General features: G+C 69.3%; 23 protein-coding genes. 14 read left to right on the forward strand and 9 right to left on the reverse strand.

What is annotated here, in order from left to right:
- Nucleotides 1–24 precede the first annotated feature (24 nt).
- From NY1_RS43015 to NY1_RS18215, 3 genes are read right to left on the reverse strand one after another with little or no spacing between them, the layout of a single operon-like run.
- Nucleotides 25–1,368, reverse strand: a complete 1,344-nt coding sequence (locus NY1_RS43015; RefSeq protein WP_439956022.1) for a hypothetical protein — start codon at nt 1,366–1,368, stop codon at nt 25–27.
- Complete coding sequence (locus NY1_RS18210; RefSeq protein ID WP_233434374.1) at nt 1,365–2,336, reverse strand: glutamate ABC transporter substrate-binding protein; 972 nt, start codon at nt 2,334–2,336, stop codon at nt 1,365–1,367. Before NY1_RS18210 ends, NY1_RS43015 begins: the two co-directional genes overlap by 4 nt.
- Nucleotides 2,333–3,604, reverse strand: a complete 1,272-nt coding sequence (locus NY1_RS18215; protein ID WP_233434375.1) for a GlnX family signal transduction membrane protein — start codon at nt 3,602–3,604, stop codon at nt 2,333–2,335. The genes NY1_RS18210 and NY1_RS18215 overlap by 4 nt, the downstream gene beginning before the upstream one ends.
- 229 nt (nt 3,605–3,833) lie before the next feature.
- Here NY1_RS18215 and NY1_RS18220 point away from each other — a divergent pair, with 229 nt between their 5' ends.
- Together NY1_RS18220 and NY1_RS18225 are read left to right on the forward strand one after the other, a co-directional pair.
- Entirely contained in the window at nt 3,834–6,314 is a 2,481-nt protein-coding gene (locus NY1_RS18220; protein ID WP_067714300.1) for a hypothetical protein, read from the forward strand.
- Nucleotides 6,251–6,664 (forward strand): hypothetical protein, encoded by a 414-nt coding sequence (locus NY1_RS18225; protein WP_067714303.1) that lies wholly within the window; start codon nt 6,251–6,253, stop codon nt 6,662–6,664. Before NY1_RS18220 ends, NY1_RS18225 begins: the two co-directional genes overlap by 64 nt.
- A 58-nt stretch (nt 6,665–6,722) precedes the next feature.
- Here NY1_RS18225 and NY1_RS18230 read toward each other — a convergent pair whose 3' ends face one another.
- Both NY1_RS18230 and NY1_RS18235 read right to left on the reverse strand, forming a co-directional pair.
- Complete coding sequence (locus tag NY1_RS18230) at nt 6,723–7,304, reverse strand: hydrolase (protein WP_067714306.1); 582 nt, start codon at nt 7,302–7,304, stop codon at nt 6,723–6,725.
- Nucleotides 7,305–7,354: 50 nt separating this feature from the next.
- Nucleotides 7,355–7,822: a MarR family winged helix-turn-helix transcriptional regulator gene (locus NY1_RS18235; protein WP_067714583.1), complete on the reverse strand. Its 468-nt coding sequence runs from the start codon at nt 7,820–7,822 to the stop codon at nt 7,355–7,357.
- Between the two features lie 173 nt (nt 7,823–7,995).
- Between NY1_RS18235 and NY1_RS18240 the strand changes: the two genes are divergently transcribed.
- From NY1_RS18240 to NY1_RS18265, 6 genes are all read left to right on the forward strand, one after another.
- Nucleotides 7,996–8,490, forward strand: a complete 495-nt coding sequence (locus NY1_RS18240; RefSeq protein WP_067714309.1) for a methylated-DNA--[protein]-cysteine S-methyltransferase — start codon at nt 7,996–7,998, stop codon at nt 8,488–8,490.
- Nucleotides 8,487–9,215, forward strand: a complete 729-nt coding sequence (locus NY1_RS18245) for a 2OG-Fe(II) oxygenase (protein ID WP_067714311.1) — start codon at nt 8,487–8,489, stop codon at nt 9,213–9,215. The genes NY1_RS18240 and NY1_RS18245 overlap by 4 nt, the downstream gene beginning before the upstream one ends.
- A gap of 3 nt (nt 9,216–9,218) precedes the next feature.
- Nucleotides 9,219–9,491, forward strand: a complete 273-nt coding sequence (locus NY1_RS18250) for an Ada metal-binding domain-containing protein (RefSeq protein ID WP_067714314.1) — start codon at nt 9,219–9,221, stop codon at nt 9,489–9,491.
- A 69-nt stretch (nt 9,492–9,560) separates the two neighbouring features.
- Entirely contained in the window at nt 9,561–10,217 is a 657-nt protein-coding gene (locus tag NY1_RS18255; protein WP_067714317.1) for a TetR/AcrR family transcriptional regulator, read from the forward strand.
- Nucleotides 10,218–10,364: 147 nt separating this feature from the next.
- Nucleotides 10,365–11,504 (forward strand): esterase/lipase family protein, encoded by a 1,140-nt coding sequence (locus NY1_RS18260; RefSeq protein ID WP_067714320.1) that lies wholly within the window; start codon nt 10,365–10,367, stop codon nt 11,502–11,504.
- A gap of 24 nt (nt 11,505–11,528) precedes the next feature.
- A complete protein-coding gene (locus NY1_RS18265) occupies nt 11,529–12,857 on the forward strand; it encodes a lipase family protein (protein ID WP_084535074.1) in 1,329 nt (442 codons plus the stop codon).
- Here the strand turns inward: NY1_RS18265 and NY1_RS18270 are convergent.
- A complete protein-coding gene (locus tag NY1_RS18270; RefSeq protein WP_233434376.1) occupies nt 12,850–14,112 on the reverse strand; it encodes a PucR family transcriptional regulator in 1,263 nt (420 codons plus the stop codon). The two genes, NY1_RS18265 and NY1_RS18270, sit on opposite strands and share 8 nt — an antisense overlap.
- A 94-nt stretch (nt 14,113–14,206) precedes the next feature.
- Complete coding sequence (locus tag NY1_RS18275) at nt 14,207–14,662, reverse strand: (4Fe-4S)-binding protein (protein WP_067714326.1); 456 nt, start codon at nt 14,660–14,662, stop codon at nt 14,207–14,209.
- 18 nt (nt 14,663–14,680) lie between these two features.
- On the opposite strand from NY1_RS18275, the gene NY1_RS18280 reads away from it, so the two are divergent.
- From NY1_RS18280 to NY1_RS18290, 3 genes are all read left to right on the forward strand, one after another.
- On the forward strand, nt 14,681–17,605 hold the full coding sequence (locus tag NY1_RS18280) for a helix-turn-helix transcriptional regulator (RefSeq protein ID WP_169815368.1): 2,925 nt from the start codon (nt 14,681–14,683) through the stop codon (nt 17,603–17,605).
- Between the two features lie 40 nt (nt 17,606–17,645).
- Nucleotides 17,646–18,383: an SDR family NAD(P)-dependent oxidoreductase gene (locus tag NY1_RS18285; protein ID WP_067714332.1), complete on the forward strand. Its 738-nt coding sequence runs from the start codon at nt 17,646–17,648 to the stop codon at nt 18,381–18,383.
- 70 nt (nt 18,384–18,453) lie between these two features.
- Nucleotides 18,454–19,299: a hypothetical protein gene (locus NY1_RS18290; RefSeq protein WP_218028382.1), complete on the forward strand. Its 846-nt coding sequence runs from the start codon at nt 18,454–18,456 to the stop codon at nt 19,297–19,299.
- A gap of 4 nt (nt 19,300–19,303) precedes the next feature.
- On the opposite strand, the gene NY1_RS18295 is transcribed toward NY1_RS18290, so the two are convergent.
- Nucleotides 19,304–19,936, reverse strand: a complete 633-nt coding sequence (locus NY1_RS18295) for a TetR/AcrR family transcriptional regulator (protein WP_067714335.1) — start codon at nt 19,934–19,936, stop codon at nt 19,304–19,306.
- A 127-nt stretch (nt 19,937–20,063) separates the two neighbouring features.
- Here NY1_RS18295 and NY1_RS18300 point away from each other — a divergent pair, with 127 nt between their 5' ends.
- The 3 genes from NY1_RS18300 to NY1_RS18310 are packed head-to-tail and all read left to right on the forward strand — an operon-like array spanning nt 20,064 to nt 21,945.
- Entirely contained in the window at nt 20,064–20,555 is a 492-nt protein-coding gene (locus NY1_RS18300; protein ID WP_067714337.1) for a nitroreductase family deazaflavin-dependent oxidoreductase, read from the forward strand.
- Between the two features lie 32 nt (nt 20,556–20,587).
- Complete coding sequence (locus NY1_RS18305) at nt 20,588–21,493, forward strand: aminoglycoside phosphotransferase family protein (RefSeq protein ID WP_067714592.1); 906 nt, start codon at nt 20,588–20,590, stop codon at nt 21,491–21,493.
- An 11-nt stretch (nt 21,494–21,504) separates the two neighbouring features.
- Complete coding sequence (locus NY1_RS18310) at nt 21,505–21,945, forward strand: nuclear transport factor 2 family protein (protein ID WP_067714340.1); 441 nt, start codon at nt 21,505–21,507, stop codon at nt 21,943–21,945.
- Between the two features lie 6 nt (nt 21,946–21,951).
- Here NY1_RS18310 and NY1_RS18315 read toward each other — a convergent pair whose 3' ends face one another.
- Nucleotides 21,952–22,932 carry an NAD-dependent epimerase/dehydratase family protein gene (locus NY1_RS18315; RefSeq protein ID WP_067714342.1) on the reverse strand — a complete coding sequence of 327 codons (981 nt, stop codon included), beginning with the start codon at nt 22,930–22,932 and terminating at the stop codon, nt 21,952–21,954.
- Nucleotides 22,933–22,943 lie beyond the last annotated feature (11 nt).

Raw genomic sequence — 22,943 nt, forward strand, 5'->3', positions numbered from 1 at the left:
CCGTGCACCCGGGCTCGGTGCAGTTCACAATCCCCTCCCCGATTTCATCGCGATCAATTGGCGATAGTCCGATACGGCGCGGGTGACCGCACCCAGATCGCACGGCCGGCGCGACAGCAGCCCGGCGGCATTGCTACTGGCGGCGAGCACTTCCCGATCCTCGCTCACGCCCAGCCGCGCGGCCTTCGCCCGATAGGCAGCCAGCCGCCCGCTCAACTCCTGCCGGCGATCGAGCAGCCCCTGCGCGAGCCCCTCGGCGTCGCCGGCCACGCTCTGTGCCCCGGCGAGGCGACGCCGCAACTCCCACAGTGCGGCGGGATCGGGCGAATCGGCCTCGAGCGCAGTGAGTTCCGCACCGAACACCGCGCTGTCGTCCGCGTGCACAGGCAGCGCGGCCGTCACGATGGTGCGCTCGGCCGCGGCGCGCGCGTGATCGGCGCGCTCATAGGTGCGGTGCAGTGCCTCGACCTGCCCGCGCGTCCGCTCCACCGCGTCATCCCACCGCGCGGCAATGGCATCGAGCTCGGCGATCAGGGCGGCGGCGCGGCGCATCCGGTCGTGCAGGTCCGCGAGTCGGCGATCGATCTCGGCGGGCGGCAGCGACAAAGCGTCGGTGGCGGCACGGGTGGCCAGTTCGGCGAGATCGTGGGCCAGCTCGCGCAATTCGGGGAAGCCGGCTACGCCGTCGAAACGCGCGCTCGCGCCGCCGCCCGCCTTCCACATCCCGTCTGCCGCACCTCTGCCGGGCTCGGCCGACCGTCTCGCATCGGAGGTGCCCGCGCCCTCCGCGGGTCCGGCGCTCCTGGCGGGTGGCCGGGCGGTGCGGGTAGCGCCGATCGTGGCGAGTTGGGTTTGCAGCGGAGTGATTTCGGCCAGGACGCGGGTGTTGACGGTGTCCACGGCGTCGAGGATTTCGATGAGGGCGGGGAAGAGTTCGCGCATGCGGTCGAGGGTGTCGGCGAAACCGACGCGGGTGATCTGGTGGCTGGGGCCGGTCAGGGAGCGGCGGGACAGGGGGATGGCGTCGCGGGAGACTTCCAGGGGGCGGCCGCGCAGCAGGGCGGTGAGTTCCTCGCGGTCCAGGGCGTCCAGTCGGCGGCGGGCGCGGGCGGTGCGGACCTGATCCAGGATGGTGCGCAGGCGGCCGAAGTCCTCCCAGAGCAGATCCAGGTTCCGCTGGGCCGGGGCCCAGTGCACGGCGGTCTTGCCGGTCGGGGGGAAACGGCGCAGCAGGAGCAGGCCCGGATGTTTGTCCAATTCCACCAGAGTGGCGGCCACCGCCTCGATTTCGCGTTCCCGCTCGGCGATTTCGCGATCGATCTCGGCGACGGTGAGAATGTATCCGGAATTCCCCTGCATGACGGTCACTCGGAATACTTGGCGGCGGGCGGGCCGGGCGCGGGACCGAGCACGGTGAGGCGGGCATTGTAGAGCCGCGTCCAGGTGCCGTCGCCGCGAATGCGTTCCAGCACGCCGTTCACGAAACGCACCATATCCGTGGACTTCTTCTGCACCCCGATCGCGTAGGTGTCGAATGCCATGGCCTCGCCGACGATTTCGAGATTCGGATCCTGTTCCTTGAGCCCGTACAGAATCGGCAGATCGGTGCTGACCGCATCCACCTGACCCTGCTGCATTGCGGTCAGGCAGTCCAGCCAATTCGACATGCCGATCACCGTCGGCCGCGGGTTCAGCGCGAAGATGGCGTCCATGGTGGTGGTGCGGAATACCGCGCACACCCGTTTCCCGGCCAGATCGCCGGAGTTCCGGATACTGGAACCCTTGGTGGTCAGGATGCGCTGATCGGTCACGAAATAGGTGGTGGAGAACTGGATATCCTGCCGCCGCACACAGGTGGCGGTGAAATTCTGCACCACGATATCGACTTCGTCGCCGGTGAGCGCGGGCACCCGGTGCGCGGCGTCGATGGGATGCAGCTCGATCTTCTCCGGATCGCCGAACAGATCCTGCGCCACCTCGCGGGCGATATCGATATCGAAACCCTCGAGCTGACCGGTCACCGGATTGCGGAACCCGAACAGGTATTGGTTCTGATCCACCCCGACCCGCAACTTACCGCGCTGCACGATGGCCGCCATGCTCGAACCCGCCGGCATCGCTCCCGCGCGCGGCTGATTGCCCGGCCGCAGGCTGGCGGTGGGATCGCAGCTGATATCGCCGCGCTGGTTCGGCGCCTCGGTCACCTCGACGGCCCCCGACGGCAGCGGATCACCGGCGGGCAGTTTCAGCGACGGATCGCCCGGCCCGGCGGTCCCACAACCGCCCAGCAGCACGGCGGCCAAGGCCAGCACCGTGATTCGACCGCGCACGCTCACAGGAACTCCTTCAACCGCGGCCACACGCCGATCACCAGGGCGGCCGCCGCCGCCAGCAGCAGCGCCAGCACACCCCACGGGCTGAGCGTCAGCGCATCGCCCGCGGCGTCCACGCCGTCGCGGACATCGGTGCGCGCCGCCTCCAATTCACCGCGCAGGGTGTCGTCGAGGACGCCGAACTTGGTGGCGGAGGTGCCCGCCCCGGTGCCGATGGACTGGGCGACCGCACCCTTGTAATCATTGCCCTGATAGGCGGCGACTTCCAGCTTGTGCCCGTCCTGCCAGCTGGTCAGCGCCCGCATCGCCGGCGAATCCGCGCCCGCGGCGGCGGTGACCGCGGACTTCAGGTCACCGGTGCGGGCCTCGAAACGCTTCTCGCTCTCGGTCAGATCGCCGCGGGTGACCAATTGCAGGGTCTCCTCGGTGCGCGCCTGCTGGGCGAGAATCCGTGCCCTGGCCAGGGTTTCGAAACGCGTGGTGGCCCCGTGCGCGCCGGCGTCGATCGACTGCGTGGCGGCGACGGTGGCCACGCAGATCCACAGCAGCGCCAGCACGGTCAGGCCGAGCGCGGTGAGCACCCCGGCATTCACCCGGCGGTTGGTGCGGCGCAACAGCACCCACGACAGGTACCCGCACAGCGCGGCCACGATCAGCAGGGTCAGCAGGCCGGTGCCGGGCAGCGCGGTGATGTCGTCCTGGTCGGCGCGCAGCCGTGCCAGCCGATTCTGTTCCAGCTCTTCGGCGTTCTTCAGCACCGAGGTCTGCATGAGCGCGGACGCCTGCCGCAGATAGGCCGCGCCGACCGGCAACTGCTGGCGATTGTTGGCGCGCGCCGCCTCGACCAAGCCGGTGTAGGTGGGCAGTTCGGAGGAGATGCGAGCCACGATCTCGCGGGTCTTCGCATCGGAAGCACCGGTGGTGGCCTCGGACAGCGCCACCGCCGCATCGGTCAGCGCCTGCCGGTAGCGGGTGCGCACCTCCGGGGATTCGATGCCGCCGGAAAGGAAAGCGCTGGAGGCCGCCGCGTCGGCCGCGGACAAGGCCACGTACAAACGCTGTGCCGCGTCGGCCAATGGCTCGGTATGGCCGAGCACGGTATCGCGCCGATCGATCTTGGCATTGAGCTGATTCGCGCACACCAGACCCGATATCAGGCAGGCGATCACCAGGATCGCGGTGACCGCTCCGAGCACGCCCGGCGCGGTCCGCGCGAAACGGCGCACCCACTCCGCTGCATCGCGAGTGGCCGCCGGTAGACGACTTCGCACCGTTCCCCCGTTCGACCGGCCTGCTCCCCGTACGGCGATGGTACGGGAGGTGTCCGGTTGTGTCGATCGCGTTCCAACCAGTTGGATTGAATTGGTGTATCACGCAATTCGAAGTATTGCACTCGGGACGAAAATCCGTTGCCGCGATGCGCCTCGCACTCGTAAGGTCGGCCCGAGGAGGGGTTCGGCCGGGCCGAATCGAGTTACGCGGTAAACGGGAGTACGGAGTTTGGCGGTACGGCTGGCCTGGGGTGTCGTAGCGGAGCGGGATCGGAAGGCCTGGGTGGCCGAAACCGGGGAACCGATCGATCCACGCGCACAGGATCTTTCCGAAGGCGCGGCGGTGGTGCTGGGGCCGCGGGACAGTGAATTCCCGCATATCGATGCCGCGTGCGCGGAACTGAATCGGCTCGTGGCCGCGGGCGGGGTGGTGATCGCCGGAGCCGGAATTGATTTGGGCAATGGGTTTATCTCCGCGCGACTGGCCGGTGCGGGCGGTGATCGGCGCGATGCGGTATTGGCGGCATTGCGGGTACTGGGTATGGCCGGGGCGCCACGATTGGGTGAACGCGCGGCCACCCTCGTCGCATTGTTCGGCGTGACCGCCACCAAACCCGTCGGGGCCGCGGCCGAACGCGCCATTGCCGAAGAACGCTGGGCCGCGCTGGCTTTGGCTTCCGCGGCGGCGGATGTGCTCGGGCCCGAACAACTCGAACAGGTGCTGGGGTTCGAGGTGCCGGCGGGAATCGATCCGATTCCCGGTGCGGCGGTCTCGGCGCTGGCGGTGAATCTGCGGACCGTGCTCGGGCAGTACTCCCGCACCCGGCGCTCGGCGCTGCTGGCGGATCTGTGGCAGCGGGTGTGCGATCGGCAGTCCGAGGCGCGCTGGCGGCGGGAACTGCTGGCGGGGCAGGACTTCGAGGTGCAGGCGCGGCTGTCCGCGCGCTACCGCAAGCACGCCGAGGAACGCCTGGTGCGGCTGGCGCAGCACAACGATCATCAGCCGCTGTCGGTGTTCGACGCGCTCTGCTTCGTGCCCACCTGGCAGAACCTGTGGAAGCACCGGGCGGAATGGCTCATCGAGGACGCCATCGCCGTCACGGTGCTGTTGCGGACCGCGCTCGCCGTGCACGAACACGGTGTGGCCGAGGGGGTTTCCCGCATGCGCGAGCAGTTCGCGGCGGCCTCGGCGTTGATGAGCAACTCCGATCTGAAGCGGGCGCGCCGCCAGGAGCCGGGCGATATCGAATTGCCCGCGCGGCCCGGCTGTTACGTGCGGGAGATCGAATCCTGGCTGCTGCGGCAGCCGATGAACGCGGCGTTCGAACCGTTCCTGCGCGCCCGGCTGCATTACGCGTCCGCCTATGCCGCCGTCATCGACACGGCCTGTCATGACGCGCTGTGCAATCAGATGCCGCGCGACGAACTGCCCGAGCGCTGGACCTCCGCGGCCCTGACCGCCTGGCGGGACAAGGTGGGCTACACCGAGATTCGTCCGCCGGAACAGTGGCGGCAAGTGCCCGTACTGCGTGGCGCCACCGACGACGACTGCCTGGCCCGGCGGCGAGCGGCCGATCCCGCCGCCGTGGACCAGCCGAGCGATATGTTGTGGTATGCCGAGCTCGCCGATGCCATGCTGCGGATGCGCGGATTCGAGCGCGCCGAGATCCGGTTCGAGTACGGGTTCCCGCATTTCGAACCGAATCCGGAACCGCCGCAGCCCGATCCGCTTGCCCCGCGACTCGATTCGGTGCCGCTGGCGGTGGCCGGAGCCGCGCAGCTGCTGTCGCTGGGCGCGAGCGCCCCGCCGCGCTGCCGGGACTGGGCGAGCCTGTGCGCGGGGCTGATGACGAGCGGGACCATCGCGGCGGCGCTGACCAGCGAATTTCAGGTGCCCGAAGCGGTGATCGCCTGGGACGGGGCCGGACTGCCGGACAGCGGTGTTCGCATCGAGCTCGCGCGCAATGGCGGTCACCTGGCGGAATGGTCGGCGTACATGGGCAATTGCATTGCGGGCCAGTGGTATCAGGACGAAGCGGTGCGGGGGCGCAGTGTGCTGGTCGCCCTGCGCGACGCCGAGAACGTGATCGTGGTCAATGCCGAACTGCGCCGCACCGGTCACGGCTGGTTCGTGGACGAGATCAAAGGCCGGTTCAACGCCGAACCCGATCCGGAACTGAAGAAGGCCGTCCAGTGCTGGGCGCTGACGCTGCGTGCCGCCGACCCGGAATCGGAGCCGGAACCGGTGGTTTCGGAGGAGTCCGGCCGGGTGCGCCGGTCCCGTCCGAACCCCGTGCGCGAGATCGCCCCCGACCTGTACGCGGCCACCCGGATCGCCCTCGCCGCCGCGCAACCGGCGCTGCGCGTGCTCGCCGCCGTGGCCGGCGATTCCGGCGGGGATCCGAAAACCCTGACCGGCCTGCGCCGTTCGAGCATCGATCGGCTCACCCGCCACACCGTCGACGCCCTGGACACCGGCCGCGTCACCCTCCCGCAGCTGTTCGCGGCGACCGGAACCCACCCCCTCACCGCGGCGGTGGCGAGCCTCGACCCGGCGGTACAGGCCCGCTACCCCGGCTGCGGAGCCTGTCCGAAGACGCACCGCTGCCGTCGAAGACGCTGCGCGCCTTCGTCAAAGAACCCGAGATGGCGACCGCCCGCTCCCAGGAAATCCTCGCCCACCGCCTGCGCGCCGTACTCGCCCGGTTGAGCGGCGACGCCCATCCCGCCCTCACCCGTGCGCTGGTCGCCCACCCGGACACCGCCACCGTGTGCGCACTGGCACAGGCGATCACCTGCGCATACGACTACCCGGAGCGCACCGTCGCGGTGTCCGAACCGCGCGCGGCGACCGTCCCGGGCTTCCCCGCATCCTCGCTCTCCGACCCCGCCGGGCCATGGCAACTCGCGTGGCCGGAGGCCGTCACCCTCGGCGCGGAGAAGGAACGCTTCTGGGACCGGATCGCCGACACCGGCCTGCTGGTTCCGGCAGCATGGCTGAATACCGGCGGCTGGCAAGGACTTTGGTCGCGCGCCGCGGCGGGCGCACGCAGCCGCTGAGCGGAGCGCGGCTGCGCCCGGCGGCCCCGGCGGGGAATCCTGAGGTCCGCGGGAAGACTCAGGCCGGTGGTGCGGCGAGTTCGTCCAGGAGTTGCTTGGTGGTGGCGGTGAGACCGAGGCGAGGGAAGATCTTGGTGATCGAGTGGTCGTGGGAGGCGGTGTCGCGGTCGGCGATGGCGTCGGTGGCGACGATGACGGTGTAGCCGTGTTCGTGGGCCGCGCGAGCGGTGGATTCCACGCCGATGCTGGTGGCGATGCCGGTGAGGACGATCGCGGTGATACCCCGGCGGCGGAGTTGCAGGTCCAGGTCGGTGCCGTGGAACGCGCCCCAATGGTGTTTCGTGATGCGGATATCGGTGGGCTGCACGTCCAGTTCGGCCACGAGTTCGTCCCAGCCCTGCGGGGGAGTGCCGGTGAGCGGGCGTTCGGTGCGGCCGGGCGCGGCATCGGCGTGATCGGGTGCGAAGGAGACGCGTACCGGGAAGACCGGGAGGTCGCGGGCGCGGAAGGCGCGGGCGAGTTCGGCCGACCGGCTGATCACGTCGTCGGTGCTGTGCGGGACGGTCGGCGCGGCGACGATGCCGCGTTGCAGGTCGATGATCACCAGGGCGGTGCGCGGGTCGAGTAGGTCGGTTGTCAACGGGACTCCTTGCGGTGGCGGGGGATTCGGGTCCGGGCCGGGGCGCCGGTTCAGGATTCGACCAGGCGGGCCAGCAGCGGGATCGCTGCCAGCAGCGAATCCTGTTCGGCGGGTGCGAGTTTGGTGGCGATGGCCGTGGCCAGCCAATCCTCCTTGGCGGCGTGCGCCGATTCCAGCAGCCGCGCGCCCGCCGGGGTCAGCGACAGCAGGTTCTGGCGTTGATCGGTCGGGTGCGGTGCACGGGTGATCAAGCCGCGCTCCTCGAGGACGCCGAGGGTGAGGCGCATGGATTGCGGGCGCACCTGCTCGGCACGCGCGAGTTCGGCCACGGTGCTCGGCCCGTCCGTGCCGAGCCGGCTCATGGCCACCGCCTGGGACGGCGTGATCTCCAGGCCGGCGCGGGCGGTGCGTAGCTGCCGCAGCAATCGGCTGGTCAGGACCCGCAATTCGGCTGCCGCGGCCGTCAGTTCGTCCGGTGTCCGCCCGGTGCTCGCCCGGCGGCCGGCGTGTGCGCTCATGATCTCCACCCTGCATCACGGCAGTAAAACTTGCAAGTTTGCCTGTCTTAATTCGGGGGGGGCGGGTCACGTCACGGGCAGCCGGATGCCGTGTCTGATTCCCGCCGGTACTCACCTCCGGGATTCGGCAGATTGGTCAGTGGAAGACGACGACCGCGACGGAAGGACCTGTAATGACCGTGTACACGACCATCGACAGCCCACTCGGCGAACTGCTGCTGGCGGGTACGCCGTCGGGCGGCGGCGTGGTGCTCACCACGGTGTCGATGAGCGGCGCCAAAGCCGCGGTGATCCGGCCGGACTGGATCGCGGACCGGGCCGCGTTCACCACCGTGATCGAGCAGCTGGAGGCCTACTTCGCCGGTGAGCGCACCGGCTTCGACCTCGAAATGTCGAGCAGCGGCAGCGAATTCCAGGATCAGGTGTGGCGGGCGCTGGACGAGATCCCCTACGGCACCACCGTCACCTACGGTGAGATCGCGGCCCGGATCGGCGCCCCGCGCGCGGCGATTCGCGCGGTCGGCGCGGCCATCGGCGCGAACCCGCTGCTCATCGTGCGCCCCTGCCATCGGGTGATCGGCGCGAACGGATCGCTGACCGGGTACGCCGGCGGGCTGCCGCGCAAGCAGCAGCTGCTGACCCTCGAACACGTACTGCTCGCGGCATGAGCGCGCCCGCCCGGACCCTCGCCGATCCGGCGGCGCGGGTGCGGGAGCAGGACTGGGCGGCGCTGGCCGATGCTCTCGACGAGCACGGCCACGCGCTGACCGGCCCGCTGCTCACCGCCGCCGAATGCCACTCGCTCGCAGCGCTTTACGAGAAGAAGGAGCATTTCCGGTCCACCATCGACATGGCGCGGCACCGGTTCGGCTCCGGCGAATACCGGTACTTCACCCACGACCTGCCCGACCCGGTGCGGGAGTTGCGGGCGGCGTTCTATCCGCGCCTGCTGCCCATCGCACGCGACTGGGCTGCCCGACTGTCCCGCCCCGGCACCTGGCCGGCCGATCTGGACGAGTGGATCCGCCAGTGCCACAACGCCGGTCAGGGCAAATCGTCCCAGATCCTGCTGCGCTACGGCCCCGGCGACTGGAACGCCCTGCACCGGGACCTGTTCGGCGACCTCATCTTCCCGTTGCAGGTCGTCATCGGCCTGGATCGGCCGCAGCTGGACTACACCGGCGGCGAATTCCTCATGGTCGAACAACGAGCCCGCGCTCAATCCCGCGGCACCGCCGTCGCCCTGCCCCAAGGTCACGGCCTCATCTTCACCACCCGCGACCGCCCGGTCCGCTCCGCCCGGGGCTGGTCGGCGGCCCCGCTCCGGCACGGCGTCAGCCTGGTTCGCTCCGGCCGCCGCCATACCCTGGGCCTGGTATTCCACGAGGCCTGACCGATGCCGTACACCTTGCTCGACAGCACCCGGACGCCGTACCCGAGCCCGGCCCCGGGTGCGCTGGGCGGACATCGCCGCCTGCGCATCTACGGACGCCTGGACTGTCCCGCCGCCCTGCGCGCCCTCGCCCGCGGCCACACCTACGCCGCCCAGCGCGTGTTCTTCGCCGATGAACAGACCGCCATCGCCGCCGGATACCGGCCCTGCGCGGTCTGCCTGCGCGAACGATATCTCGAATGGAAGCGGGCGCGGCCGCAGGCCCCGCCGGCCTGAGCTATCGGCGCGCAACGCCCGGACGCCGGCCGGGCATCGCGAAATCGCCGGGCGCAATAAGCTGTGAGGGTGAGTGTGGAAGCTGTGGGGTCGCAGGGACCGTTGCCGAAGGGACGGCACGGGCTGAGCCGCGAGGAAGTGGTGGACTCGCAATATCGCCGGCTGTGCACCGCGGTACTGGAAGCGGTCGGGGAGTTGGGGTACGCGGCCACCACGGTCGCCGATATCGTGAGCCGCGCGCAGGTGGCGCGCCGCACCTTCTATTCGGTATTCGGCGGCAAGGACGAATGCTTCGCCGCCGCCTACGATCTCGCGGTATTCGCGGCCCTGGATCAATTGCAGGAAACCGTCACAGGAATGCAGGGCGTGAATTTCGCCGACCGCGCCCGGATCTCGTTCGAGATCTTCTTGAATGTACTGGCCGCGCAACCCGGGGCGGCGCGGGCGCTGTATGTGGAAACCCTCGCCGCCGGGCCCGCGCTGGTGACGCATCGGCTGCGCGTGCACGAGCGCTTCGCGGAATACATTCTGGCGGTGGCGCGGATCGGGGTGCGCGAAGGCGATCTGCCCGCCGACCCGGACCCGCGCATGATCGACATGCTGCTCGGCGGCATCGACGACCGGGTGCGCGCCTGTCTGCACGAACGCGGCGCCGCGGCCCTGCCGGAACTCGCGCCGCTGTTCACCCACACCGCCATCGCACTGGCCAGCGCGCCGCACTTCTGAATCGGCACGCTGTCGCGCACCACAAGCGCGCTCCGGCCGGGGTTTGTCACTCGGCACAGCGATCGTGACACGGGCCACAGCCGAGCCCTACCGTCGCAATCGAATTCGAATCACATCGAGTTCGGTTCCATGCGGTAGGAGATTTTCATGAGACCAGGATTCCGGGTGCTGGGCAGCGCCGTATTCGCGAGCGCCACCGCCATGGCGGTGGCATTGTCGAGCGGTGCATCGCAGGCCCAACCGGAAATCCCCGCCACCACGCAGGGATTGGCGGATTACATCAGTCAGGGATTGAATCGCGCCGCCGACGGACGACAGCCGAAAGCCATTGCGGGAACGGGCAGCAGTTCCGGATCGGCCGCCGCCAGCACCGCCTCCGACGCGATCGGTGAAGGGCCGGAGACGACGGCATTCCTGGCCGCCTTCGGATACGGGCTCACCCATCCCGATGCCGCGCCGCCGGGATCCAATAACTGGAATTGCACGCCGAGCGCCGAACATCCGCGGCCGGTCGTGCTGGTGCACGGGACCTGGCTCAATACTTACGACAGTTTCGCCTACCTGTCACCGCGCATCGCACGCGCCGGATTCTGTGTGTTCGCCTTCAATTTCGGGCGCGAAGGCGTGCTGGAAGGCGGCGGGCTCGGACCGATCCTGCCCGGGCGCTACGGGGTCGGGCCGATGGAGGATTCCGCGCGCCAGCTCGCCGCCTTCGTGGAGCGGGTGCGGACCGCGACCGGCGCGCCCATGGTCGACATCATCGGGCACTCCCAGGGCGGGCCGGTGGCCAGCCAGTACCTGAAGTTCGAAGGCGGGCAGGGGAAGGTCGGCAAGGTCGTCACCTTCGGGGCGACCAATCACGGCACCTCGCTGCTCGGAATGGCGACGCTCGGGCGCATCATCACCAATCTGGGCATCAATATTCTCGGGTTCTACGAACCGTTCATCGGGCAGGCCAATGTCCAGCAGGCGGTCGGATCGCAGTTCTACGCCACCTTGAACCGGGACGGCGACACCGTGCCGGGCGTCAGCTACACCGCCATCGGCACCACGCACGACGAGATCTCCAACCCGTACGAGTGGACCTTCCTGACCGCCGGGCCCGGCGCCACGGTGGACAACATCACGCTGCAACAGGGCTGTGAACAGGACCTGTCCGACCATCTCACCCTCATGTACTCCCCGCGCGCGGTGTCCATCGCGCTGCGGGCGCTCGACCCCGCGGCGCAGCCGGAGCTGGTCTGCACCTTCAACCCCTGGATGATCGGCGGCGGCGGCAAGCTGTAGCCGCCGGCCCCGGAAAGGACCACCATGACCCTCGGCGACGCGGTCGAACTACCCAGTCCCGGAGACGAATTCGACGCACCCGGCGGGCGGCCGCTGCTGCCGCCGGACGATCCGTTCTACGTGTCGCCGCTGGACCCGGGGCGGGTGCCGCCCGGGACGGTGCTGCGCTCGCGCCGTGTCCGGCTGGGGCTGTTCGGGATCGTGCCGCAGCGTGTCGAGGCCTGGCAGTTGCTGTACCGCACCGCCGATCTGCACGGCACGCCCGAGGTGGCGGTGACCACGGTGGTGCTGCCGTGGGGTGCGGATCCGGGGCGGTCGCGGCCGCTGGTGTCGTTCCAGTGCGCCATCGACGCGGTCGCGCCGATGTGCCTGCCGTCCTACGCTTTACGGTATCGGGCTCGTGCGTTGGGGGCGATCCCGCAACTGGAATGGCCCCTGGTCGCGGCGGCGCTGGCCCGGGGCTGGGCGGTGTCCATCCCGGATCACGGCGGGGTCGGCGGGCGGTTCGGCGCGGCCCTGGAACCCGGGTATCGCGCGCTGGACGGGGCGCGGGCGGCGCTGCGATTCGCGCCGCTCGGGCTGAATCCCCGTACGCGCGTCGGCTTGTGGGGATATTCGGGCGGGGGACTGGCCACCGCGTGGGCGGCCGAACTGGCGGCGGAATACGCGCCCGAACTCGATATCGTCGGCGCGGTCGCCGGGTCGCCGGTGGGGGATCCGGCGGCGGCGTTCGTGCGGCTCAACGGTTCCCCGTTCGCGGGGTTCGCCATGGTGTTCACCGCCGGGCTGCGGCGCGCCTATCCGCGACTGGACAAGGTGCTGCGGTGCCAGCTGTCCGCCGACTATCTGAAATTGCTTGCGCGGGCCGAGAATACGGCGACATTCCCCCTGCTGGCGCGATTCGTGGGGCGGGACGCGGACCGGCATCTGCGCGGTGGGCTGACCGACTTCCTCACCCATCCCGATGTGGTGACGGTGCTGGACCAGATCCGGCCCGGGCATCGCGCGCCGGCCATGCCGATGCTGGTGTTGCAGGGCGTGTACGACGAGGTGATCGCGGTCGGCGATATCGACGCGCACGTGGGCCGGTACCTGTCCCAGGGTGTGCACGTCACCTATGTGCGGGACCGGCTCAGCATGCATCTGCCCTTGCAGTTCATCGGGATTCCGGCGATGGCGGGCTGGCTGGCCGACCGCTTCGACGATCGGCCGCCCACGCCCGCGGGGACGCGCACGGTGTGGTCGGTGGCCTTGGATCGATCGGGGCGGGCGCCGTTGCTGGGACTGCTCGGCCGGATGCTCGCGGGGCGTCCGATTCGCGAACGGCCCGCGCCCGGTTGGCATTTCAGGTGAACAGCGGCTCGAAGTGCTTGCCGGGCAGCGCGTTCCGGTAGGTGCGGGCTACCAGCGCCGAACGCAGATACCACAGGCCCGAGGGCTGGGACGGATCGAAGCCGGTGAGCTGGCCGATCCGTTTCAGCCGGTAGTCGACCGTATTGATGTGCACACTCAGGGCGCGTGCCGTGCGGCGGCGGTTGAGGTCGTGGCCGATGTGGCGGCGCAGGGTCTCCAGCAGTTCCGGGTACTCGTCCAGCGGGTCCAGCAGTGAACCCAGGTATTCGCGGCCGGGGCCGGGGCGGGTGAGCTGGTATTCCATGGCGAGATCGTCGAACCGGTACAGGCCCGGCGTGCACTCGAGGCGGTGCACCATGTCCAGCAGTTCGTGCGCCCGCTCCGCGCCGTCGGGGATGCCGGCGGTTTCGGTGTGCATGACGGTGGCGGTGATGGAAACCTGTGCGGCGGTGGACAATCCGTCGAGGAAGGCTTCCAGGTCGGTGGCGGCCGGGTCCGAATCCGGTAGTAGCACGGTGCCGCCGTCCGAGCCCAGCAGCGACAGGGCGCGGCCCGCGCTTCGCCGGGCCAGTTCCGATTGGATCCGCCGCAGCTTGCGCCGCGCCACCACGCTGCCGTCCACGCTGGTGTCGCTCTCGCCCGGATGCGCCGGAATGCTCAGGGCCAGTACGTAATACGCGCCGTCGATCTGCACGCCGCCCGCGCGCGCCATGGTCGAGGTGGAATGCCCGGCCAGCAGTGCCGAGGTCACCGTGTGCACGGCGCTGTGGTGTTCGGCCGCCACCGCGCGGTGCTCGCGGACATAGGCGACGGCGAACGCCGAATCGATGGTGGCGAGCACTTCGAGCAGCCGCCGGGCCGTGACCGCCACGCGCGCATAGTCGTCCGGGGTGGCGGTGCCCAGGATCAGGTCGAAGCCGCGCGCGAAACCGTCGTGCACCGCGCGGTGAATGGTCCCGATCGGGATGCCCTCGCGCGCCCAGTCCGCGCCGGCGCGCTGCAGACGCTCGATCTTGGCGGTGACGTCCCGGCCCTCCAGCACGCCCGTGGCCAGTTCGAGGCAGGTCCGGGTCACCACCGTCACCTCGCCGCGCAGGGCATCGCCGGGCAGGGTGCCGCAGGGGGCGACATGGGCGGCGAAATGGTCCACCAGTTGCCGCGACAAGCCCCGGACATCGTGCAGGGGAGTCGAAATGGCCTGAACCGCGGGCTCGTTGGTGAGCTGGGCTGATCCGGAATACATAGGTGCGCTCATATCGACTCCACTACACAATTTCAGGGAACGCCTGCGTTCCTACTGGAGCGTAACTGTAGTGGGGGCGAATCCGGGTGGCAATCAACCGAAAAGATCACTTGTGCAGGTCGCAGCTCCCGTCGCAGAACGGGGCATTGGCGGTTCGCCCGCAGCGGCAGGCCGCCATCCGGGTCTCGCGGACGACGCGGGGCGCACCCTCGGAATCCTTGTCGGACAGGGAAAGCCGCAGGTCACCGCGTAGCAGCAGGGGGCCGCCCGGCCACGGCACCACGGTCGTCACCGTCTCGGGCTGCTCTGCCGGGCCGGTTTCCGGGACGTAGTGCAGCGCCCCGCTGGGGCAGCGCCGGATCACCTCGGCCACCCGGTCCGCGGTGGCCTGCTCCGGCTGGATCCACGGCCGCTTGGCGGTATCGAACACCTCGGGCAGGCCGCGCACGCATTCCGCGAAATGCACGCAGCGGGTGGCGTCGTAATAGACGGTGACGGCGTGAGCGGTGTAGGCGCGGCCGGGAGGTGTGTCCGCGCCAGAAACGGACTGGTCAGCGTTCATTCTCAAACCGTACGCCGGGTGCGGAGCGGACGCGGGTTGCGCACGGGCGAAGTCGCGGTCGGGCATGATCGCAAGGTGGTGAAGCGTCCCGGCAGTAGCGTTCTGATCGGCCGAGCCCCGGAAGTGGGGGTGCTGCTCGATGCCGTCGGCGATCCCGGCGTGTCGGCCGTGCTGGTGGCCGGGGAGGCCGGGATCGGGAAATCGCGGCTGGTCGCCGAGTTCACCGCGCGGCTCGGTGCGCGGCCGCTGGTCCTGACCGGGCGCTGCCCCGAATTCGGCTCGGCGGGCGTGCCCTTCGCGCCCTTCCTCGCCGTCATGCGCGCCCTGCTGCGGGAACTCGGGGTCGATGGTCTGGCCGCGCTGCTGCCGCCCCGCCCCGCACTGGCGAACTGGTTGCCGCGGTTGGCGCTGCGAACCGGCGGGACCGGAGCGTTCGATCGTGTGCGCCTGTTCGGTGAGATCCTGACCGTGCTGGAACACCTCGCCGCGATCCGGCCCGCGGTGCTGGTGCTGGAGGACCTGCACTGGGCCGACGACGCGACCCGCGATCTGCTGACCTTCCTGGTGGCCAATCTCTCCGGCGAGGACGGGGTGCTGGTCGGGACGTATCGAGCGGAAGCCGCCGGACCGTTTCGCGGACTGGTGGGCGAGATGCGCCGCAACCCCGGTGTCCGCGTCGTCGAACTGGCCACCCTGACGCGGCACGAAGTGGGGCGTCAGCTCGCGGCGCTGCTCGAGCGTGAGCCCGAACCATCGCTGATCACAACGGTTTTCGAACGCAGCGGCGGCAACCCGCTCTTCGTCGAAGCCTTGGGAGCCGATCCGGATCGAATGCCGGTCGGCATCAGCGATCTCCTCCTCGGATTCCTGTCCGGAGTCTCCGAAGACGCCCGGACCGTACTGCGCACAGCCGCCGTCATCGGATCCCCGATCCGCCACGAACTGCTCATCGTCGCAACGGAACTCCCTGCTGTTCAGCTCAATCCCGCCATCCGTCAAACCGTCGACCGTCAACTCCTCCTCACCACCGAAACCGGCTACGAATTCCGGCACGCGCTGATCCGACGGGCAATCTACGAGGACCTGCTGCCCGCTGAACGCACCCAGATCCACGCCCGCCTGGCCGACTGCCTCGCCGCCGACGAATCTGCCACCGGCCGAACGGAACTCGCTCGCCACGCGGCCGCCGCCGGCGACACCGAACAAGCCCTCACCGCCTACTGGGCCGCAGCCCGAGCCGTCACCGCCCCTCCGGAACGCCTGCACCTCCTCGAACAAGTACGAGACCTCTGGGATGCGGTCCCCGGAGCGGAAGCGCTGGTCGGCATCACGAAAACGCGACTGCTGGAAGACATCCTCGAAGACGCGATCGCCTCGGGCGCGACAGGTCAGGGCCTGGCCGCGGTCGACGCAGCCCTCGAACTGGCCGCCCGGAACCCCACGGCCGCGCCGGATCCGCTGCACCTTGCCGCCCTGCATCGCCGCCGCGCCGGTCTCCTCGGCTACGACGGTCGCGACCCCGGCCCGGATCTGCTGCGCGCCCTGGAACTCTCGGCCGAATCGCCGGCCGGTCTCGAACGTGCGGAGACACTGTCTCTCTCCGCCGCCACCCGGGTATTCGGCGGCAATGCGACAGGCGCCGCGGAACACGCCGCCGCCGCACTCGAAATCGCCGAACGGCTCGGAGCCCACGCACTGATCGCCCGCAACCACGCGTACCTCGGGCTGGCATCGGCCGACCGAATCGACACGGCCTTGCGGCATTTCGCCGCCGCCTATATCGCCGCCGAAGCCGGCGAGAAGGTCGAGTCCGCTGCGAACGAACCGAACGTGGTTGTGCGCGGCTCGGCTCCCGGCGACCCCGGCGTGGTTCTCGAAATCGCGACGTGGGAAGCAGCTGTCCTACAGGTGCACGGCCGCTATGACGCCGCTATCGAGACCGTCCATCGTGGATTGCGGGCCGCCCGCGATTCCTTCCGCACGTCGCCCATCCTGTTGGTCCGGTGGACTCAATGCCTGACCGCATCGGGACGCTGGGATGAGGCGCGCGACGCGGTGGATCCGGCCGAATTCGACCGGCTGCCGCCGTTGACCCGGGCTGCCCTGCTGCTGTGCTATGCCGAAATCGACCTGGCGCGAGGTAGTTTCGACAGCGCGCGAGCCCAATCCGTCATGGTCGGTCATCTGCTGGGGGACGGGGCCTGGGCCGCCGCGTATCGGCTGCGGCATATTGCCCTCGAATGCCGCTTGGCACTGGAATGCGCTGAGCCGGACCGGGCCGGTCGGATCCTGAACGGTGATACTTTCCTTGGGCCGGTGACGCTTTCGGCGCATCCGCACGAGGCATGGCCGGTGCTGGTGTTAGCGGGGCGGCTGCGGGAGCCGCCGGAAACACTCTCGGCCGCGGCGCGAACATTGCCGGTCAGCTCGGCTGTGGACGCGGCGCATCGAGCGATGTTCGAGGCGTATTCGGCCGGTACGACCGAGCATTGGGCGGCGGCGGTGCACGCCTGGCGGGAGTTGGCTCAGCCGTACGAGGAATCGGTCAGCTTGCTGGCTGCGGCGGAAGCCGCTGTGGCGCAAGGAGATCGTGACGCCGCGACCCGGGCCGTGCGCGGTGCCGTGGAGTTGGCGGGCGGACTGGGAGCACAGCCGCTGCTCGACGCTGCCGAACGGCTGAGTCGCCGTGCCCGGCTGGCGGTCGATGCCGCGGTTCCGGACGCGACTGCGCGGCCATCCGGCGGATTCGGTCTCACGGCACGTGAGCTGGAGGTTTTGCGGCTGGTCGCGCGGGGGATGAGTAATCGGGCGGTGGCGGGGGAGTTGTTCATCAGCGCCAATACCGCGGGCGTGCACGTGTCGAGGATTCTGGGCAAGCTCGGGGTTGGCACGCGGACCGAGGCGGCGGCTTTCGCCTATGCGAACGGGTTGCTGGACGATTGAACGGTGGTACGTGGCAAGCTGGGTGCATGGTGATCTTGAAATGAGCCGGGGCGTGCTGGTGACGGGCGCGTCACGGGGGATCGGGCGAGCCATCGCGACCATGTTCGCCGAACTCGGTGATCAGGTCGCCGTGCACTATTCGTCGCGGCGGGAAGCGGCCGAGGAGACGCTGCACGGGCTGCCGGGGGAGGGGCATGTGCTCATCGGCGGCGATATTTCCGATCCGGCGGGGGCGGCGGCGGTGGTCGATACCGCCGTCGCGGCGCTGGGGACCGTGCACGTGCTGGTGAACAATGCGGCGGTCAACCTGCCCAGTCCGGTGGCGTCGACGGATTACCGAGAATGGCAACGGGTTTGGCGGCAGACCGTCGACGTCAATTTGCTCGGCACCGCCAACGTCAGTTTTCTGGTCGCGAAACACATGATCGAGCGCGGCCTTCCGGGGCGGATCGTCAATATCGGCTCCCGCGGCGCGTTCCGCGGCGAACCCGACCATCCCGCCTACGGTGCGACCAAGGCGGCGGTACACGCCCTGGGCCAATCCCTCGCGGCCGGTCTCGCACCCCACGGCATCGCGGTCGCCTCGGTCGCACCCGGTTTCGTCGCCACCGAACGCGTGGCCGACCGGGTCACCGACCAGGTTCGCGCCCAAAGCCCCTTCGGCCGCGTCGCCGCACCCGCCGAAATCGCCGCCGCCGTCCGCTATCTCGCCTCCCCGGAAGCGCAATGGAGTTCCGGTGCGGTCCTGGACGTGAACGGCGCCTCCTACCTGCACTGATCACGAACTCTGTACGCTCGCGAACGAACCTGCGGCCCGGGTGCCGCTCGTTCGAGCCGAAGGAGCCCCCGTGACCGGTGCCACCACTCGCCCGAGATCCGCGGACAATGCCGCCCGCCTGCTGGCCGGCCTCGCGGTCGGCCTCGCCGTGGCCTTCGTGCTGGCCCCGGCCAGGTTGGCGGCGCGCGGATCCACCGGCGACTTCGCCGATGAAAGCGATCTGCGTACCGCTTTTCGCGCCGCGTTCGCGGACTACTGGCGCTCCGGGAAGCGGGACTTAAACCCCGCGCTTCAGCAGATTGTCGACTATTGGTTTCGCTACCACCTGGTCAAGGCGGTGGTCGCGGCGATCCTGCTGGCGGTATTGGCCAGACTCGCGCTGCTGCTGTGGCGCTCGTTCCTCGCCGCGGCCCCCGACACCGGCGGCACCACGGCGCTCGCCGCCGGAGCGACCGTCACCACGTTGCTGTCCCTGTTCTCCACGGTTCTGCTGATGGCCAATATCCAAGGCATGATCGCGCCCTTCGCCTCCCTGCTCCCCATGCTCACCAGCGGGCCCTCCGATCCCGAAACCGCTACGGTGCGAGCACAAATCACGCAATACCTGACCGATTACCCCGCCAACGGCACCCCGCCCGCCCTGGACGTGATGATCAGCGATTTCGCGCGCTATCACGTGGCCATGGCCATCATCGCCGCCACGGTGGCCATCGCCTTCATCGCAGTGAGCATCCTGCTCTGGAAGCGCTACGCGGCAACCGATTACACCGCTCGCCGACCTCGACGGCTGCTGGCCGTCTCCGCCATCCTCTCGGCATTGCTTTCGCTCACCGCGCTGGTCGTGGTGTACGCGAACGTCACCAGCGCCGCCGACTCGCCCCCGGCCCTCGCGGCCCTGTTCGCCGGCAGCTGGTAGCGGTTTACCTCGAAGATGCTGTGCCGGAAGCTGATTCGGGGCGCAGGGCGCGCAGGGCGGGTGCGATCCAGGTGGTGAGGTAGGCGCGGAGGTCAGCGCCCCGGCGGGGTGGGCGGCCCGGGTCGAGGACGAAGGATTGGACGGTGCGGAGCATGTGCTCGGCGAGTTCGTCCAGATGGGCGCTGTCGACGCCGGCTGCGTTCCAGTCGACGGCGAAGCGTTCGAGCATGGCTCGGCTGAAGGCGAGGGCGGCGTCGGAGGTGACGCCGGCGGAGAAGGTGCCGGCGCGGCCGGGGGTGAGCAGGAGGCTGATGTAGGGGTCTTGCGGGATGCGCTCCAGGGCGTAGGCGATGCCTTCGACCACGGCTTCGGCGGGATCGCGGAAGGCGGCCAGGTGCGCGGCCAGGACGTCGAGGAAAGCGCCCGCTTCCGCCAAAGCCGTTGCGGCCAGCAGGGCATCGGCATTGGGGAAGTAGCGGTACACCGTCTGGCGGGTGACGCCCAGCTCCCGGGCGATCTCGGCCATGGTGAAGTCCGCGCCCGAACGCTGGATCGCGGTGCGCGCGGCCGTCAGGATGCGCTCGACGGCCTCGGTGTCGTCGGCCGGGGCGGTGCCCGACCAGCCGTGCGTGCGCATGGGGTGCTCCTCGGGTATCGGGTGGTTCGCGGTGACCCTACCGAGAGCGACGTTTACCCGTCACCTCTTGACCATACATGTCGGTAGATGTGTATGGTCATGTCCTGACGTCGAACCTGGAGAGCGCATGACGACCCACCCGCCCCGCCCCGCCCAACTCGATTCACCGATGCTGCCGAAGATCTTCAAATACGTTGGCAAAGCCCAGGTTTGGCTCTACCGGCGCACCAACGGCCGGATCGGCGGCAAATGGCGGATCGGCGCCGGATTCCGCAAACCCGTCCCGACCCTGTTGCTCGAACACCGCGGCCGCAAATCCGGAATCACCTACACCACCCCCCTGCTCTACCTGGCCGACGGCGCCGACACCGTCATCGTCGCCTCCCAGGGCGGCCTCCCCAAACACCCGCAGTGGTACCACAACCTGCGCGCCCACCCCGACACCCACATCCAGGTCGGCCCCCGCCGCTACCCCGTCCACGCCACCGTCGCCGACCCCGCCCAACGCACCCGCCTATGGCCCCTGCTCCTCGACACCTACGCCGATTTCGCCACCTACCAGGCCTGGACCGACCGCGAGATCCCGGTCATCATCCTGACCCCCCTCACAGAACCCTGAACCTCCTCCGCCTCCGGCTACCGTTGATTCCCGTGACGCACACCGACATCGAGGTCACCGCGGAGCTGGTCCGGGACCTACTCCGCGATCAACACCCGGATCTGGCGGAATACCCGATACGGCTCGGCGCCCGGGGATGGGACAACCAGCTCTGGCGGATCGGCGACGACCTGGCAGTGCGTCTGCCGTGGGCGACGGACTCCGCGGATGCACTGTTGCGCAAGGAGTTCGCGTGGCTGCCTGGTCTCGCATCGCGGCTGTCGCTGCCGGTGCCCGTTCCGCAGCGGTTCGGGGAGCCGTCCGAACTGTTTCCGCGACCTTGGATCGTGACCACGTGGGTGCCCGGTACGCCCGCCGATATCGCGCCGGTTACCCGAGGGCGGGAGGCGGCGGCCGTGCTGGCGGAGTTTCTGACGGAACTCCATTACCCTGCGCCCGAGCACGCGCCGACCGGGCGCGATCGGGGTGGGCCCTTGGCGGCGCACGCCGACGGTTTCGCGACGCTGCTCGCTTCGGCGGTCGAACATGGGGCGATATCGGATCCCGGTGCGGTCCGCGGGGTTTGGGAGGACGCCGTCGCTGCGCCGGAGTGGGACGGTCCGGCGGTGTGGCTGCATGCGGACCTGCATCCGGCCAATGTGGTGACCGCTGATGGAAATATTTGTGGCGTAATCGATTTCGGTGATCTTTGTGCGGGTGACCCGGCGTACGATCTCGCCGCCGCGTGGATCTTGCTGCCGGACGGCGTCGCTGATGTGTTTCACGCCGGCTACCGGCATACGGTGGATGATGCGACGCTGCGGCGGGCGCGCGGGTGTGCGGTGCTGAAGGCGCTCAGTGGGATTCTGATCGGGGAGGCCGGGATCCATGGGCGGCCGGGAGGCAAAGCTACTTGGGGGCCGCCCGGTTATGCGTCGTTGCGGCGGCTGTTGACCTAGCCTCGGATGGTATGAGTGCTGCCGGTGACACGACCGCGATTATGAACTTGATCGCAAAGTATGCGGAGTTGGTTGATGACGGGGACTTCGGGGGTGTGGGGGCGTTGTTCTCGGGTGGGGTGTTCAGAGGTGGGGGTGGGGTGGTTGGTGGGGAGGAGGTGGAGGGGATGTTGCGGGGGATGGTGATTGTTTATGAGGACGGGACGCCTCGGACGCATCATGTGACGACGAATGTCGCGGTGGAGATGGAGGGGGATGAGGCTGCGGCTCGGTCGTATTTCACGGTGTTTCAGGCGCTTCCGGAATCGCCGTTGCAGGCGATTGTGACCGGGCGTTATCGGGATCGGTTCGGGCGGGTGGAGGGGGAGTGGCGGTTTCTGGAGCGGGAGGTGGATATTCGAATGACCGGTGATTTGAGCGGGCATCTGCGTCGGAAGCCTGCGGCGGACTGAGGGGCGTCAGCGTTGGGTGTATACGCCGGTGGGGGTGGCGTGGTAGCCCTTGGCGCCGATGGTGAGTGCGAGTGGGCTGCACGGCTTTCGGCCCGCGCGGACCAGGCCGGCGATGGTGGGGAAGTCGTAGCGCGGGGTCCAGTGGAGGTCTCGGCGGGCGCGGGCGTTGACGTAGACGCGGTCCAGGGTGGGGAACATGTGCCAGCCCCGGGTTCGGTAGTCGGCGGCGATCTCGGGGTAGAGGCGGGCCATTACCGCGGGTGCGTTCACGGCTAGTTCGGGGAGGTCGGCCGGGGTGAACGGTGTTGTGGCGCTGAGGATGTAGCGGCCGAAGCCGAGGGTGGGGGCCTGCTCGGCGGCCAGGAGGTGGGCGTCGACCACGTCGGCTATATCGATCCGGCGGTAGAGGAATTCGTTGGTTTTGAGGTTGGCGTCGGCGTAGCGGGCGCGGACTTCGTCGCGGTCGTCCGCTTCGGGAAAGAAGCGTGCGGTACGCAGGATCAGGATGGGCAGGCCGGAGTCACGGGCGGCCAGTTCGCAGAGATCCTCGGCAGCGATCTTGGTGGCGCCGTAGATATTGCGGACCACCGGGTGCACGTCCTCGGTGATCCATGCGGCGGGCGCACCCGGAGCAGGCGTCAACGCGCGGCCGAATGCACTGGTGCTGCTGGTGAACACGAAACTCCGCACCCCGGCCGCCGCGGCCGCCTCGAGCAGGGTGAGAGTGCCGGTCACATTGGTGTCGACGAAGTCCTGCCGGCCGTGCGAGCCCACATGCGGCTTGTGCAGGGTGGCGGTGTGCAACACCCGCGTCACCCCATCGAGCGCCCGCCGCACCACATCCCGATCGGTAACGGACCCGATGACCGTCGTGAACTCCGACCCGAGCACATCAAGCCCGATCACCTCCTCCCCACGCTCCCGAAGCACCCGAACCAGCGCCTCCCCGAGATGCCCCGCACTCCCCGTAACCAGAAACCGCTCCATACCCCTGCTCT

Source organism: Nocardia yamanashiensis NBRC 100130 (assembly GCF_001613325.1).
GTDB classification, from domain to species: Bacteria; Actinomycetota; Actinomycetes; order Mycobacteriales; family Mycobacteriaceae; genus Nocardia; species Nocardia yamanashiensis.